At 35.8% G+C, this 15662-nt stretch carries 12 protein-coding genes; 5 read left to right on the top strand and 7 right to left on the bottom strand.

Going from position 1 to position 15662, the window contains the following annotated elements; translation table 11 throughout:
- The first annotated feature begins 76 nt into the window (after positions 1-76).
- Positions 77-1483: a mechanosensitive ion channel family protein gene (locus QMN76_RS08490; protein WP_282023523.1), complete on the top strand. Its 1407-nt coding sequence runs from the start codon at positions 77-79 to the stop codon at positions 1481-1483.
- Between the two features lie 70 nt (positions 1484-1553).
- On the opposite strand, the gene QMN76_RS08485 is transcribed toward QMN76_RS08490, so the two are convergent.
- The 3 genes from QMN76_RS08485 to QMN76_RS08475 all read right to left on the bottom strand — a co-directional run bounded on the left by QMN76_RS08485 (position 1554) and on the right by QMN76_RS08475 (position 5502).
- Positions 1554-3242 (bottom strand): AAA family ATPase, encoded by a 1689-nt coding sequence (locus QMN76_RS08485; protein WP_282023522.1) that lies wholly within the window; start codon positions 3240-3242, stop codon positions 1554-1556.
- Between the two features lie 85 nt (positions 3243-3327).
- Positions 3328-4209: a formate transporter FocA gene (focA, locus tag QMN76_RS08480; RefSeq protein WP_282023521.1), complete on the bottom strand. Its 882-nt coding sequence runs from the start codon at positions 4207-4209 to the stop codon at positions 3328-3330.
- Positions 4210-4302: 93 nt separating this feature from the next.
- Positions 4303-5502: a XylR family transcriptional regulator gene (locus QMN76_RS08475; protein WP_034338390.1), complete on the bottom strand. Its 1200-nt coding sequence runs from the start codon at positions 5500-5502 to the stop codon at positions 4303-4305.
- Positions 5503-5799: 297 nt separating this feature from the next.
- Here QMN76_RS08475 and xylE point away from each other — a divergent pair, with 297 nt between their 5' ends.
- Both xylE and xylA read left to right on the top strand, forming a co-directional pair.
- A complete protein-coding gene (gene xylE, locus QMN76_RS08470; protein ID WP_034338388.1) occupies positions 5800-7236 on the top strand; it encodes a D-xylose transporter XylE in 1437 nt (478 codons plus the stop codon).
- Between the two features lie 98 nt (positions 7237-7334).
- Complete coding sequence (gene xylA / locus QMN76_RS08465; RefSeq protein WP_034338385.1) at positions 7335-8654, top strand: xylose isomerase; 1320 nt, start codon at positions 7335-7337, stop codon at positions 8652-8654.
- Between the two features lie 312 nt (positions 8655-8966).
- On the opposite strand, the gene QMN76_RS08460 is transcribed toward xylA, so the two are convergent.
- The 4 genes from QMN76_RS08460 to QMN76_RS08445 form a co-directional block, all read right to left on the bottom strand.
- Positions 8967-9818: a TonB family protein gene (locus tag QMN76_RS08460; protein WP_282023520.1), complete on the bottom strand. Its 852-nt coding sequence runs from the start codon at positions 9816-9818 to the stop codon at positions 8967-8969.
- Positions 9815-10240, bottom strand: coding sequence for a TonB system transport protein ExbD (exbD, locus tag QMN76_RS08455; protein WP_034338382.1), 426 nt, complete (start codon positions 10238-10240; stop codon positions 9815-9817). Before exbD ends, QMN76_RS08460 begins: the two co-directional genes overlap by 4 nt.
- Before the next feature lie 2 nt (positions 10241-10242).
- On the bottom strand, positions 10243-10962 hold the full coding sequence (gene exbB, locus QMN76_RS08450) for a tonB-system energizer ExbB (RefSeq protein WP_282023519.1): 720 nt from the start codon (positions 10960-10962) through the stop codon (positions 10243-10245).
- A 125-nt stretch (positions 10963-11087) separates the two neighbouring features.
- The gene (locus QMN76_RS08445; protein WP_034339181.1) at positions 11088-11654 is read right to left on the bottom strand and encodes a biliverdin-producing heme oxygenase; all 567 of its coding nucleotides are present in this window, start codon (positions 11652-11654) and stop codon (positions 11088-11090) included.
- Between the two features lie 218 nt (positions 11655-11872).
- Between QMN76_RS08445 and QMN76_RS08440 the strand changes: the two genes are divergently transcribed.
- Complete coding sequence (locus QMN76_RS08440) at positions 11873-14158, top strand: TonB-dependent hemoglobin/transferrin/lactoferrin family receptor (RefSeq protein WP_282023518.1); 2286 nt, start codon at positions 11873-11875, stop codon at positions 14156-14158.
- Between the two features lie 414 nt (positions 14159-14572).
- The gene (locus QMN76_RS08435) at positions 14573-15514 is read left to right on the top strand and encodes a hypothetical protein (RefSeq protein ID WP_282023517.1); all 942 of its coding nucleotides are present in this window, start codon (positions 14573-14575) and stop codon (positions 15512-15514) included.
- Positions 15515-15662 lie beyond the last annotated feature (148 nt).

Below are 15662 nucleotides of genomic sequence, written 5' to 3'. Positions count from 1 at the left end.
ATAAATCTGTATAAAAGCATGGCTCTTTGGGGATTATTCAAGAGCCTTTATATATAAAACGATACAAGGATTTCTAATGTCGAATATAGGCGAGCAAATAGGCAAAGTAGTGGCCGATGAGCAAATGGTAAAAGCATTGGCTAATAATGCACGAACGACAGGTGGGGCAGTACATAATATTCAACAAGAGGGGTTGGATTGGATAGAGAGGTTGTTGAGTAAAGTTGGCATACAATCAAGTGGTGTCATGCTATTTATTCTTGCAGTATCCATAATTATTATAACAGCTGTTGTTTTACATTTTATTTTACATAGGTTGGTATTAAGAAAGTTATACCAGTTTTCTAAAAAAAGTTCTAAAGTTTGGATACAAGTTTTAACTGAAGACCAGCTCTTTAATCGTCTGGCGTTTGTTATTCAAGGTGTTGTGCTGTTGGCACAAACAACATTTTGGGTTCAATATCACGTTCCAATTTTGTATTTCGTAGTTGTTTGTACTAAATTATGGATATCATTATATATATTATTATCCATATTCTCATTTTTAAACGTTGTTAATCATCTTTCAAACAGATTAGGAATATCAAGTAATTTACCCTTGGGAGGTATCTTTCAGGGAATTAAATTATTAGCGTCTTTATTCTTTGGTATTGTGATGATTTCAACAGTGGTTGACCAGTCACCGTGGAAATTAATTGGTGGCTTGGGTGCGATGGCTGCTGTTATTATGTTGGTGTTTAAAGATTCTATTTTAGGGTTAGCAGCAGGAATTCAATTATCAGCGAATAAAATGTTAAGGATTGGAGATTGGTTAACAATGGAAAAATACGGTGCTGATGGCACTGTTATTGATATTGGATTAACGACAGTTAAAGTTCAAAATTTTGATAATACGATGACTATGATTCCAACTTATGCGCTTGTTTCTGATTCATTTATTAATTGGCGTGCCATGCAGGAATCCGGTGGTCGACGTATTAAACGTTCTGTATTAATTGATGCGAATTCAATAAGATTTTTGACCAAGGAAGAAATTGAAACGCTTTCTAAAAGTGTTTTGTTAAAACCTTATATTGTGCAAAGGGCTGCCGAAATTGATAAATTTAACCAAGATAAGAATTATGACCTTGAGGTGTCTCGGTTAAATGGACGTCGTTTAACGAATTTTGGATTATATCGTGCTTATTTAGAAGAATATTTAAAGCAGCATCCCTCTGTTCATCGTGGGATGACCTGTATGGTTCGTCAAATGGCACCTGATTTTTCTGCGATTCCACTAGAAATTTATTGTTTTAGTAATACGGTGGTATGGAAAAAATATGAAGAAATTCAGTCTGATATTTTTGATCATTCTTATTCAGTTTTGAATGAATTCTTCCTAAGTGCTGGACAAAGTGGCACAGGGAACAGTTCAACCGTTACATTGGTTCGTGGGCCTGAAGCAAATATGATCGATGGTGGTAATTCTGTCGTATCAAATTAATAGTTGATTTTAAAAGCCTGTGTAAAACAACATTAATAAGAGTAAAAAGCAGTATTTTATACTGCTTTTTTTATAAGTTATTGTCATTTCTGACAATGGCAGCAGTAATTGCTTGGGAAGCTCCACCTAATAAAGAGAGAATAAATTTTTGCGCATCGTTGTTTTTTTGAATCATTAAAATGACATTATGTTCATAACGTTGTCGATCAGCAAAACCACAGTTTTTGGCAATTGGATTTAATAAATTCGCCTCTCTAATTGGATAGTGAGACATTAACGCGTCATAGTTTTTAGTTTCTAAATAATTATCGAACAGTTGATATTCTTTATGAAGCAACGAAGGAATATCGACGGTTTTTTTATAAATAATATTTTGTTCAATATCTGTTTGTTTAGGTAGACTGGCCATAATTTCTGATCTGACTTTCATATTCACAGATCGGCCGCAAAGATGATCTTTTTGTTTGGATAGCTCGTCTTGCATTAGCTGAGTTATCTTTGCATAAGTCATTTCTATATCTTTAATATCATTAAATTCTTTGGCATATTCTAATACCCATTGAATGATTTTAGGATGATAAAAAATAGATTCAATGGAATAGACATTAAGGCTGAAAATATAGGCTTTGGCTAGATTTTCGATTTTTTTTTGGGCTTTGTTGTCATTATCAATAATTCCAAATGCTTTAACCCAATGGGTTCCTTGATTATTTCTTAATCCTTTGACAGACTGTTCCACCATTTCACAAGACCCTTTTGAAATAACCGAAACAGTGGGAAAGAGGGTTTGGTACAATTGAATATCTAAACTGGCAGAGGTTCCCTCGACAAAGAGCATGATTTTTCTGGAACCCAGCAAGTCGACTTTTAATGTTTCTTCTAATGCTGAATATCGTTCATCGTGTTGGTTGATGAGATCAACATCCCAACGGATAGGCTCATCATTTTCGTATTCACACTGACGAACTAATAAAATTTTTGAATCATGCACATAGGTTGGTAAGGCAATTTCATGCGTGGAAATAATAAATATACAATCTTTCCGGAGCTGGATAAGTTCTGATAGTAATGAAGAAACTAACCGTCGATGTAGATGTCGTTCAGGTTCGTCCAGATAAATAAAAGACCCAGGTTCAGCACATAAGATATTACTGCTGATAATTATCGCGGCACGTTCCCCATCAGAGAGTTGTTGTATGGAATATTCTCTGCAAGGAGCATAGGCATTATTTCTTGCCATCAAGATATTTTCATTATTAAGGAATAACTCAATGACAAAGCCGCTTTTCTTTAGAATAGAATTTAATTGATCTATTTCTGTGATGGCATCTGTGTTTTTAACCTGTTTACCTGTTTTGACTTTCTGTTGCAGCTGTATGGCGTTGCTGAGTGAGGCATGTATTAATTGTTGTAATGTAAATAGATTTTCATCTTCTTGGCGATATATGTTGAGAGAGTATCGACGAGAAGAGGGGTTATATTCTCGCTTAACACTGCTTTCTTGAGAAAAGTAATTTCCAACTGAATAATCAACTTTATCTTTATCAAAACTATTCATTCGATAGGCAGACATTAAAACGCGGTTTCTATCTTTTAAATCCCGTAATATTTTATACAATAACGACGACTTGCCAGAACCATTGGCACCCAGCATAAAGAATACATCACCAACAGACAGAGCAATCGATAGATCCTCGCCATTCATTATTGGAATGGCAATGGATACAGGCTCTGGGTTAGTATCATTTTGGGTCGTCATGAATTATCCATTAATTTTTGTGTTTATTTTATAATGGTAATATAATCCAAGTCTGAAGTATAGAACAGAGCCTATAGAGTTATAATTAATGTCTTTTTTTGCTTGTATGGCGACGTAAAAACAGTAACCAATTTCCCCAACCAATGAGTAATGCACCACCAATAATATTACCAATCGTCACAGGGACTAGATTCCATATAATAAAATCTCCCCATGTTATATCTGAATATTGAGCAACATTAATGCCATGAGCAACCCAAAACCCAGGATCTGTTGTGGTTCTGATTAAAATTCCCATAGGGATTTCATACATGTTCGCGACACAGTGTTCAAATCCACAAGCTACAAACATTGCAATTGGTAAAAGTAAAACTAATACTTTGTCAGCACTGGTTCGACAGCTAAAACATAACCATACCCCAAGGCTTACCATAACATTACACAAAATACCCAATGCAATGGCTTCTATAAAACTATGATGCAGTTTATATTCGACAATATTCATATAATTAACAGCGATTTGTCCATCGGCTCCCCAAGGGTGGCCACTCATGTAAACCAGGAAGACTAAGAACAATGCGCCAATAAAATTACCAAAATAAACAATTCCCCAATTTCTAAAAAGCTGAAACCACGTAATTTTATTACTTTCTTTGGCAATAAAGGTCAGTGTCGTTGAGGTAAATAAATCAGCGCCGCATACGATCACGAGGATTAACCCCATACTAAAGCATAATCCGCCGACCAGTTTTGCCATACCATAAGGCATGGTGGAGGATCCTGTTGTAACCAAAGTATAAAAGACAAAGGCTAACCCAATAAAAAATCCACCATAAGTGGAGGCAATAAATACCTTTGAAAATGGTTTTTGAACTTTTGCTACCATCATTTTTTCGGCTTTTCTTGCCATTTCATATGGATCAAAAGCATCTATAGAAGAGGTTTGGAAATCAGGGTTTGTTTCCATGATTTTGATCCTAAATTTTCATAATAAAAATATTCGCTTCAATTATAATAATTTTAAATTTATTATTTTCAATAATTAAATTATCTTTGTTATTTAATAGCTTATTTCTGACCAAGAATATGATTTATCTTCTCTGTATTGTTTGGGGGTTTGTTTAAATTCCTTGTTAAATAAGAAATAAAAATATTGTAAAGACGGATAACCACATTGCTCTGATATTTTTGTCAAAGAGAGCGTAGTGTGACTTAATAAATATCGAGCACGTTTGAGTTTTTCAGCATAAATAATGGCGTGCATTGTTTGGTTTAATTCTTGTTTAAATCGTGTCTCTAGGTTTGATCTTGATAATTTAACGGCACTGATTACATGTTCGACTTTGATGTTTTGACAAGCATGTTGACGTATATAATGCATTGCTTGAATGACGTAAGGGTCTTCAATAGATCGATAGTCTGTGGATTGACGCTCTATAATTTGTTTAGGTGCGATCAAGGTTTGTGTTACAGAAACAGGTTTATTTTCAAGCATTTGTTGCAACAAAGAGGCAGCTTGATATCCCATATCTTCGGTACCTTGGGTAATGGTAGAGATATAATTATTTGAAAGATAATTAATAACCTCTTCATTATCGATTCCAATTAAACAATATTCATCAGGGATTTTTTTATTTAATTGTTTGCAAGCTTGTAAAATATGGCGAGCGCGTGAGTCATTTACAGCAATAATACCTGTATTCAGTGGAAGAGAAGAAACCCATTCAGCAAGGTTTTGTAATCCCTCTTGCCAATTATTTAAATTCATTTCTATACCTTGATAAACACATCCAGGATAGCTTTGTTGTTGCATGATTTGTTGAAATGCAACCTCGCGTTCATAGGCAAAACGTGCATGACGACTGGGAGGATAACTGTAAAGAGCGAATTTTTTAATCCCTTTATGGCATAAATGGTCAAAGGCTGTTTTGATAAGGGCATAATTATCAGATGCTACATAAGGAATAGAAGGATATTCAGCTTTATTATGGAAAGAGGCACCGACACCTATAATTGGGCAATCACTGTTATGGGCAATGGATTCAATATGATGGTCATCATAATTAGCAATCATACCATCACAATTTAAAACAGAGTGATAATTTATATCCCACCGTAAGCTATCGGAAATATACATATTCCAATTAACGTGATGGTTTTGTAGAAAATCGCCAATCCCCTTTAGAATTTGCCGATCATAAACTTGGTTTGCATTAAATAATAATAGAATGCGAGCTTCTTTTTCCAATGATAGGGTCATGATGATGAAATTTTCGCTTAAGTAAAGTTGTAATAAATTTTATTATAATAATTACAATTTAAAAATTGTGATCACATTTATTTGATCAAAATCTTGATATATAAGTAAAAAACATAAAATACTTATGAAATTTCATAATTGAGAAAATAAATTATTTCACTGTATAATTTATTTAGTTCAGTAATAAATTGATTTTATTTACATCTTTTCAAATAATAACATCTTTTACTCTGAACATTAGAAAAGGCTTTTATGCCTTATTTGGTGATTTATTCATGGCTAATAAAAGGATTAACGATGAATAAGCAGTATAATACACTTTATGTGTTCAGAATTACTCTTGTGGCAACACTGGGTGGTTTATTATTTGGTTATGATACAGCGGTCGTTTCTGGAACCGTTGATTCAATTTTCAGAGTTTTTATTGAACCTCAACATCTCAGCGAAACAGCAGCCAATTCCCTTTTGGGATTTTGTATTGCCAGTGCGTTAATCGGGTGTATTATTGGGGGATTGATTGGTGGTTATTTAAGTAATAAATTTGGTCGCAGAAACTCTTTGTTATTTGCAGCATTTTTATTTTTTATTGCTGCTATTGGTTCGGCCTATCCCGAGTTTGGTTTCCACCAGGTTGAAACGGGACAATTACCTGTTTACTTATCAGGATTTATTCCTGAGTTTGTCATTTACCGTATTATTGGTGGAATAGGGGTGGGATTAGCATCCATGTTGTCCCCGATGTATATTGCCGAAGTTGCACCAACAGAAATTCGAGGAAAACTAGTTTCATTCAATCAATTTGCAATTATTTTTGGCCAATTATTGGTTTATTGTGTGAACTATTTTATCGCGAGTTCTGGTGATCAATCATGGTTACATACGGTTGGTTGGCGGTATATGTTTTTATCACTTGCTATTCCTGCAACTTTGTTTTTCATCCTGTTATTTACGGTACCAGAAAGTCCACGTTGGTTGGTTGAAAAACAACGTAAAGATCACGCCCTATCTGTGTTGACGAATATTTTAAATCCAGAACGTGCTAAGGCAGCATTATCAGAAATAATGACTTCTTTGGCAAATACGTCAGAATCAGGAGCTAAATTATTTAAATACGGGGCTGGGGTTATTGTTATTGGGATTTTATTATCTGCGTTTCAACAATTAATGGGTATTAATGTGGTGTTATATTATGCTCCAGAAGTTTTTAAAAGTCTGGGCGCGAGTACTGACTCTGCTTTATTACAAACCATTATTGTTGGGATTATTAATCTATCCTTTACGACAGTTGCAATCTTTACAGTTGATAAATTTGGTCGCAAACCTTTGCAAATTATAGGTGCCTTTGGTATGGCTTTGGGTATGCTTGTTTTAGGATGTGCATTTTTCTTAAAAATGTCTCCAATTCTTGCCCTGATGTCTATGCTTCTTTACATTGCATCTTTTGCGATTTCATGGGGTCCTGTTTGCTGGGTTCTATTGGCTGAAATCTTCCCTAACTCTATTCGTAGTAAAGCACTTTCTATAGCTGTTGCCGTTCAATGGGTTGCTAATTACCTGGTTTCGTGGACGTTTCCTATTATGGATAAAAATTCATATTTGGTGCAAACATTTAATCATGGTTTCTCTTATTGGATTTATGGCGTTATCAGCATTGCTGCAGCTATCTTTATGATTAAATTTGTTCCTGAAACCAAAGGTAAATCTTTGGAAGAGCTAGAGGCTATCTGGAAATAAACTTTAACCATTTATCTTTATCGTTAATTCATAATTTTATTATTCATCATGAATAGTGAATTACAAAATAAGCACACTGATCATTTAGGAGATCGATTATGCAAAATTATTATGACAAAGTTCAAAAAGTTCAATATGAAGGTCCTCAAAGCAAAAACCCACTTGCCTTTCGTCATTATAATCCTGATGAAATTGTCTTGGGCAAGAAAATGTCAGAACATCTTCGTTTTGCTATTTGTTACTGGCATACTTTTTGCTGGAATGGTACGGATATGTTTGGAACGGGTTCTTTTCAATATCCTTGGCAAGCAAGTTCTGATCCACTAACCAATGCCAAAGCAAAAGCAGATGTTGCCTTTGAATTTTTTCAAAAAATGAATGTTCCTTTTTATGCTTTCCATGATGTGGATGTGGCTCCTGAAGGGAAAAATATTAAAGAATATTTACATAACTCTGCTGTGCTTGCGGATATAATGTTGGAAAAACAAACAGCCACTGGTATTAAACCTTTATGGGGTACGGCAAATTGTTTTACCAACCCTCGTTATATGGGTGGGGCTGCAACAAACCCTGATCCAGAAATCTTTGCTTATGCAGCAGCACAAGTTGTGAATGCAATGAATGTTACTCATAAACTTGGTGGAGAAAATTATGTTCTTTGGGGCGGGCGTGAAGGATATGAAAGTCTTCTAAACACTGACCTTAAAAAAGAACGTGAGCAACTGGGTCGCTTTATGTCAATGGTTGTGGAAAATAAGCATAAAATTGGTTATAAAGGCACCTTGTTGATCGAACCAAAACCACAAGAGCCAACAAAACATCAATATGATTATGACGTTGCAACTATTTATGGGTTCTTAAAACAATTTGGTTTAGAAAAAGAAATCAAAGTTAATATTGAAGCCAATCATGCAACGCTTGCTGGTCATTCTTTCCAGCATGAAGTTGCAATGGCGTTTTCTTTGGGTATTTTTGGATCTTTGGATGCGAACCGTGGTGATCCACAATTGGGATGGGATACTGATCAATTTCCAAATAGTGTCGAAGAAAATACATTAATTATGTATGAAATTCTTAAAAATGGTGGCTTTACAACGGGTGGATTGAATTTTGATTCTAAGGTCAGACGTCAATCTACTGATAAATATTCGATTTTCTATGGTCATATTGGTGGAATGGACACGATGGCATTATCATTGAAATGTGCTGCTAAAATAATGAGTGATGATCAATTAAAAGCCAATACAGATAAACGTTATGCTGGATGGAATACTCAATTTGGTAAAGATATGTTGGCTGGTAAAATGACATTGGCTGATATTGCTAAACATGTGGAAAGCAATGACCTTCGTCCACAACCAGTTAGTGGTGATCAAGAACGTTTAGAAAACTTGGTAAATCATTATATCTTTGATTAAGTTTTATCAAAGCTTTGATAGTTGAAAATATACGGCGTTAGGTAAGTCTAGCGCCGTTTTTTTTAATTTATTTTATTATAAGATAAGGTTTATTACCAATAGTAGGTATAATATTCCCAATAGGAAGATTGTTTGAAGTAGTTTGCCAGCTATTGTCATTTTGCCAGTTATAGCTATGGGGCGCAGATCATAATATATAATTATGAATGATAACAAAAACGATCAAAGTGATTTATAGCCAGTTCAGCTTTATCCTGAAGATTTGATCATTATAAAAAATAACATATGTAAGTTAAAAATAGAAAAAACAACTTACATGTGAAAATCAACAGGCACATTAATTGTAATATTGTTCCCTTTAATACTTTCGGGCACTGCAGGCAGAGGACTGGCACGATAAGCCAGTGCAACAGCCTCTTTGTCTAATGTAGAATATCCAGAGCTTTTTGCCAATTTAGAAGATAGAACATTCCCTTGACGATTAATGGTGATTTTGATTGTTGCAACACCTTCTTGTCTATTATTTTGTGCATCAGAAGGATAGTTTTTTAAACGTTCAAGTTTTTGTAATACACTGCCTTGCCATGACGCAGGACTCATTGATGCTTTTGTATGAGAGGATGCATGCGCACTATTTGCATTACTGGATGTCTCAGTTGATGCTGATTGCAACTGAGAGTTTGAAGGTGTTGTATTTGTTGTCTGGGAAACAGGTGCAACAGGTTGGTGTTGAATAGGTTTAACCTGTTTTTTTGCAATTTGTTTATGCTCGACAGGTTGAATTTTCTTGAGTTTTTGAGTTTTTGGTAAAATAATTTCGGGAGAAGGGGCAGGGGGTGCATCCATCGAAGAAGTTTGTTCTTCCAAGGGTTGAGGTTCTGGTGTTGCCGCCATAGGAGGAGATGCAGGTGCAAGATCCGTTGATAAATCAAGTGTGATTGCGGGTGGCGTGTCTGTGGGTAAAGCAATCGTATGCGTATGAGGCATATGAAACGCAACCCAAGCAATCCCTATTAAAAAAAAAGAGCTGCCAATTAAGGAGCTTCCCCAAAGTAAACGGTCTTGTTTATGTTGGTATTGTTGATATGCTCTTTGCCATTGATTAAAAGACAAATCAGGCACCTTATTGATAAAAAAAGAAAAATTTAAAAAAAAAGAGCTCACGGTGTAGCTCCTTCTTTGGCCAGATTAACCAAAGCAACTTTTAAATACCCTGCTGAGCGTAATTGATCCATGACAGAGATCAAGCTTTCATAATCAACTTTTTTATCGGCTCTTAAGAAAATTGCCTCATTTTTATTGCCCTTTGTTGCGGTGTCCAAAGCTGCGGCCAATTGATCTTTGTTGATTTTATTTTCACCTATAGATAAGGTTTGATCTGTTTTTAATGTCAGAAAAACAGGGTTAGTCGGTGATGGTGTTGTTTTTTCTGTTGATCCTGGCAAGTTAACAGGAATATTCACGGTACTTAATGGTGCGGCAACCATAAAGATAATCAGTAACACCAGGACAACATCAATAAAGGGTGTTACGTTAATGTCATTAACTTCGTTAGGAGTTTCATCGTTATGACGCATACGGATCATCATTATTCTCCTGCAGCACGCAGACCAAATTGAATAACTTGCCCTTTGCCTTGTTGTGCAGTCATTTGGCTGACGTCCCGAGAAACAATACGCATGATCAATGTACTGAGATCGGCGATGTGTGCTCTGCAATGCATAATATTCCGAGAGAATATATTATATAAGATCACTGCTGGAATAGCTGTAACTAATCCCAAAGCAGTGGCCAATAAAGCCTCTGCAATACCAGGCGCTACCACGGTTAAGCTGGTGGCTTTGGCTGCAACAATTCCTGTAAAAGAATTCATAATTCCCCAAACTGTACCAAATAACCCAACAAAAGGTGCAGTTGCTCCAATAGTAGCAAGCAACCCTGTGCCTTTTAATAAACGGCGTCCTTCGCTGGCTTCGACGCGTTCCAAAGTCATGGCAATGCGTTCTTTAAGCCCTGTCAGATCATGGGTAATTCCTTTGGAAGACTGATATTCATCCAGTACTGCCATTATCATTGCACCAACAACACATTTTTTATTATGTATATGCTCTGCTTCTAGTTTTCCAGATTTTTGTAAGATTACCTGTTCTGTATAAAGATTTCTATGTACAATAAAAAGCTCAATTGATTTAGCAATACAAATAGTCCAGCTTAATAAACAGCCAAAACTTAAAATGACCATAACGATTTGCACAACGATATTGGCTTCTAAAAACATCGACCATGGTGAAAAAGAAATCGGCGTCATGAATGTTCTCCAATAAACAGTAAAGGAATTAAAGGCTTTATTAAGCTAATAAAAAACCGCATCAGGGTGAGTTTCATTATGATAAGAGGCATAGATCCCTGATGCGGATAAGTAAAAGTTGAGACTTACCCAGTGATGTTTTGAAGATGAGAAAAAACACGTTCAAATGTTTGTTCGGCAGCTTTTACAGCTACTGGAATATCTATTTTTGCGCTGTCGATTGCGGATTGAAAACTGCGCCAAGACGTACCACGTCCTTCACTATCTGCACCCAAATGTCGGGCACCATATTCATCAGAAAGGCCAATCATTCCAACATGGTGTAATAGATATTTTGCCCCTAATTTTGATCCTTCCACAACGTATAATGAACCAATCGCCGAAGAGGTATTCGTAATTACAGGAGGTTGGATAGGAGATGGAATGGTCACACCTAAATCTTGCATGTCCTCTTTGACTTTTACAAAACGATTGCGTAGGTGCAAATTGGGAATAATTGCTGATAGGTTAGAATTTGAATATAAGTGATCAGCATCTCGATGAATATAATATTGTAGGGTTAAAAAAATCTTATATTTTTCTTTGTCAGAAAACAGGCCCATTCCCATAAGATGCTCGTCCAATTTTCCATGAACGCTTTTTGTACGATTGCGTAAAGATGAGGTTAATAAGGGTTCCATAACTTCTGACATATTTAGCTTTCCGAAAGTAAATAATTTTTTTGTTTGAATCATAATAATATAAGAATGATTCGCAATTACATATAACCTTTATAGTATATGCGAATGATTTGCAATATATATTGAATTTAATAATTATTCTCATTTAATTTGACAATTTTATATAATTTAGCTAATCATTGATACTAATAATCATTCTCATTAATAAATAAACTAATCTGTGGATTAAAATGAAAACGCATTTCTTAGCAAAAACACAAGCATCCTGGTTAATGGCATCTAGTTTTCTATGCCTAACATCAATTGGTGCATTTGCGCAAACAACCCAAAGTTCGTCTGATTTAACGACGCAACAATCAAGTTCTGACGACACAGCAACCAATGTTAACCTTAGCCCAGTTGTGGTCAAAGGAAAGTCTGATCCTATCTTAGATGCAGCCAAAGTCGATCCTGATAAAGACTATACAAATGTTGGAAAATCACGCGTTTTAACCACAACAATTAATAGAGAAACGTTAATTGACCGTCAAATTGATGACTTGGAAGATTTCTCACGACGTGTTGATGCCTCTGTTAATTTTAATGAGGATAGCTCCAGCTTAAATATGCGTGGTTTGGATCGCAACCGTGTGTTGGTGACCGTTGATGGAATAAGACAACCTTTTTCGAATGATGGTGCTTATGCAGGCGGTTCGCCTACTCAACAAGGTGGGGTAGGTTATTTCGACTTTAATAGTATGGGCGGTATTGATATCATTAAAAGTTCCGATTCCAGCTTTTTTGGAACAGGGGCCTTGGGTGGTGTTTTGGCGTTTCGCACTTTAAACCCAGAGGATATTTTAAAACCAGGAAAAACATTCGGGAATTCTACAAAAGCAACTTATGCTGGGCAAAAAGAGGCTGCAATTTTAAATCAATCTTTTGCTGCACGATATAAAAATACGTTATTCTTATTATCTGGTGGTTATCAAAATGGCAGCGAAACTGGCAATAGAGGCGAAACAGGTGGGCAAGGGAAAAACCGAACCAAGGCAAATCCTGCACATTATGTCCAAGGTAGCTTTTTGGGTAAAATAAGGCATTATTTTTCTGGTGGACATCGTTTAGACCTTACGGGGGAATGGTATGATTTAAATAATCATGAACATACATTGACCTCTCAAACAGCTGTTGGACAAGATTATCATACGAATACAGAAAACCAACGCTCTCGGTTTAGTGCGAATTATGATTATATTGCTGAAAATCCAAAAGATCTTTTCGGTGAAGGGCATTTTACGGCCTATTGGCAAGATCAAAATACCATGACGAATACAACAAATTATAATTCTAAACGCCCCGCAAGTAATGTATGGCAGGATTTGAAGCTGAATACTCAAACTTATGGTGCTTTGGGTTCTGCGACCGTGAATGCCTATACGGGTTCAGTGCATCATGCGATTACATTTGGTGGAGAGGCTTATTTATCTGATACAAGTCAAAAGCAACGTGGTTGGCGTGCAACCCCCAGTCCATTTGTACATAATAATTATGCTGATATGCCAGATGTTCATGGTACGGATTTAAGTGCCATGTTGCAAGATAGGATCTCTTTGGGTAAAAATGATTGGTTGCACTTAACCCCTGGTGTTCGGTTTGATTATTATAAAAGAGATCCTCACGATACAAAAGACTATCAAAATAACCCAGGTTATACAGGCTCATCATCAGGTGCCAGCGGTTCTCGTTATTCTCCAAAATTTTTGGCAGAGGCAAGAGTGGCAAAGAAATTGACGGCATATGCGCTTTATTCACAATCTTATCGTGCGCCTTCGGCAACAGAGCAGTATTTATCTTATAGTACTGCTCCTTTTTATTCTGCGAGTGGCAATCCTAATCTAAAAGCAGAAAATGGTCGTGGATGGGAAGTTGGTTTAAAATATGGTGATTCAAAACGTGGGGCTAATGTTGCGTTTTATGACAATTATTATAAAAACTTCATCGATATGATGGGGGTTACCCCATGTAGTTATATGCAATGTTTTGGGTATACAAACCTGAAATCTGTGCGGATCTATGGATTAGAAGCAAATGTTAATTGGGAATTTGATAAACATTGGCACAGCTGGGGATCTTTCGCTTATACGAAGGGAAGAGATACCGATATGGATTATAATCTGGCTTCTGTTGCACCTTTCCGTGGTATTGTTGGTTTTGGCTATAAACAAGAAAATTGGGGAAGTGATCTATCCAGTACGTTTGCGATTGCACGAGACAATGCAAAATATATGACCAGTACTGGTACTCCAAGCAAACAGTGGAATACGCCAGGATATGTGCTTTTTGATTTGACAGGTTGGTATCGCCCTGCATTCTATAAACCTCTGAAAATTCAAGCAGGGATGTATAATATGTTTGATAAAAAATATTATAATGCAACCTCTTTACCAATTGGACAATCAGCAAGCGGCATGCGTCAACAATTTTACAGCCAACCAGGACGGTATTTCAAAGTCACAGCACGGATTGATTTCTAGTATGGATAGTTAGATACGGATTATAAGGAATAATATAGTATTTCAGAAGCTGTAAAAGGATAGCGATATTTATCTTTTTACAGCTTTTTTTATGAATAAATGTTGCAAAATTGTCTTTAATTATTACAGAAAGATAGTTTTGCGGTGCTGTTAATAAGAAAGTGATTGATTAATTATGAAATATATAATTTGAACGTAATGATTATTTTATTTAGGAGTGCATAATGTCAGATACTACTTTACTTGCGGTGCATCAATCAACACCAGATTTAACAGCAGGTTCAATCGTTCTTGTAGATAGCAAACCATCAGAAGAACATATGCCTTATAACAGGCGGCGATAATACTGCCGAGGCACAAAAAATTACAGCATTAAAATCAGGGAATGATTGGTATCAAAAAGATTTGTCGCATATGACGACAAATCTATTGCGTAATGAGATGAATACAACGGCCTTAACATCAAGTAATAATCAGGACAAAATTCTAAATGTTGGTGTGGACAATAGCAACTCTACAGCAATGCAACGTGCTATGAGTCCTCCTGATTTTGCAGCTATTATCGAAGCTCGTGCTTTAATTTCATTAGCGAATAGTGTTTATCCAGATATTTTGGGTCGGCCAGCAACATCAAAAGAAATGACTGCTTTTGTAAATACAATTACAGCAAATCACGAATCGGTTTATTCAGCTTTACATAAAGTTGTTTATACACAAGAAGCATATAATCGTATTGCCCAAATGGATAAAGCAATGTTGGGTTATGATGTAAATAATGACACTATTAGTGCTCAACAAGAAAAATTGTGTCAAGTCACGAGATCAACAGGGTGGGCTTCTAGTGGCCATACAGGTAATACAACGGTTACATATACGCCTCAATATACTATGTCTGATATTCGTAATGATTTTGCCTTTGGTCCATCAGTCCGTGAAGCTGTTGTAAATATGTTAACGAATATGGGTGTTAATCCTTCTGAACAAGATATTACTTGGTCACAAGACAGATTTGCTGAGGGTAGAAGCTATCAATCAGTATTATCTGAGCATGCGCATGGTTATCATGGTGATTATGCGGCTAAGCAATTAATGAGTAGTATACTAGGTCGTGCAGCTACGGATGGTGATAGTGGATGGTTGAACGCCATGAAAGATGGTTTGGGTAATGGTATGACCTATCAACAGCTTTTATCAAAAGAAGCTCATGGTATTCTAGGTGATTATGCGGTTAAAGAGTTACTGCAAAAAATTGATGGACGTTCAGCTACAGATAGTGATACTGCATGGTTAAATATGGTTAAAGATCAGTTAGCTGGTGGTAAGTCTTATCAACAAATTTTAAGTGAAAATACTTAAATTTTCATAGTTTATTTAGCTAAATATCTAATGATAAGGGCTATCTGTTTAGCGGATAGACAACTTTTATCATGATAATTATCTTGAGTTTATATTTTTTAATAAAAACAATTGACGACAACCTGAGAAATATAGTAAATGGTTTCTC

Origin of the sequence: Commensalibacter papalotli (ex Botero et al. 2024), assembly GCF_947179115.1 — a bacterium.
In the GTDB taxonomy this organism is placed as follows: Bacteria; Pseudomonadota; Alphaproteobacteria; order Acetobacterales; family Acetobacteraceae; genus Commensalibacter; species Commensalibacter papalotli.
This window is presented reverse-complemented; position numbering and strand designations above follow the sequence as displayed.

What these genes read in the sequence shown, in the direction of transcription:
- QMN76_RS08440 (WP_282023518.1), top strand. Translation starts at nt 11,873, where the DNA reads ATGAAAACGCATTTCTTAGCAAAAACACAAGCATCCTGGTTAATGGCA.
- QMN76_RS08475 (WP_034338390.1), bottom strand. Translation starts at nt 5,502, where the DNA reads ATGACCCTATCATTGGAAAAAGAAGCTCGCATTCTATTATTATTTAAT.
- exbD (WP_034338382.1), bottom strand. Translation starts at nt 10,240, where the DNA reads ATGATCCGTATGCGTCATAACGATGAAACTCCTAACGAAGTTAATGAC.
- QMN76_RS08435 (WP_282023517.1), top strand. Translation starts at nt 14,573, where the DNA reads ATGACGACAAATCTATTGCGTAATGAGATGAATACAACGGCCTTAACA.
- QMN76_RS08445 (WP_034339181.1), bottom strand. Translation starts at nt 11,654, where the DNA reads ATGTCAGAAGTTATGGAACCCTTATTAACCTCATCTTTACGCAATCGT.
- xylA (WP_034338385.1), top strand. Translation starts at nt 7,335, where the DNA reads ATGCAAAATTATTATGACAAAGTTCAAAAAGTTCAATATGAAGGTCCT.
- exbB (WP_282023519.1), bottom strand. Translation starts at nt 10,962, where the DNA reads ATGACGCCGATTTCTTTTTCACCATGGTCGATGTTTTTAGAAGCCAAT.
- focA (WP_282023521.1), bottom strand. Translation starts at nt 4,209, where the DNA reads ATGGAAACAAACCCTGATTTCCAAACCTCTTCTATAGATGCTTTTGAT.
- QMN76_RS08490 (WP_282023523.1), top strand. Translation starts at nt 77, where the DNA reads ATGTCGAATATAGGCGAGCAAATAGGCAAAGTAGTGGCCGATGAGCAA.
- QMN76_RS08485 (WP_282023522.1), bottom strand. Translation starts at nt 3,242, where the DNA reads ATGACGACCCAAAATGATACTAACCCAGAGCCTGTATCCATTGCCATT.
- xylE (WP_034338388.1), top strand. Translation starts at nt 5,800, where the DNA reads ATGAATAAGCAGTATAATACACTTTATGTGTTCAGAATTACTCTTGTG.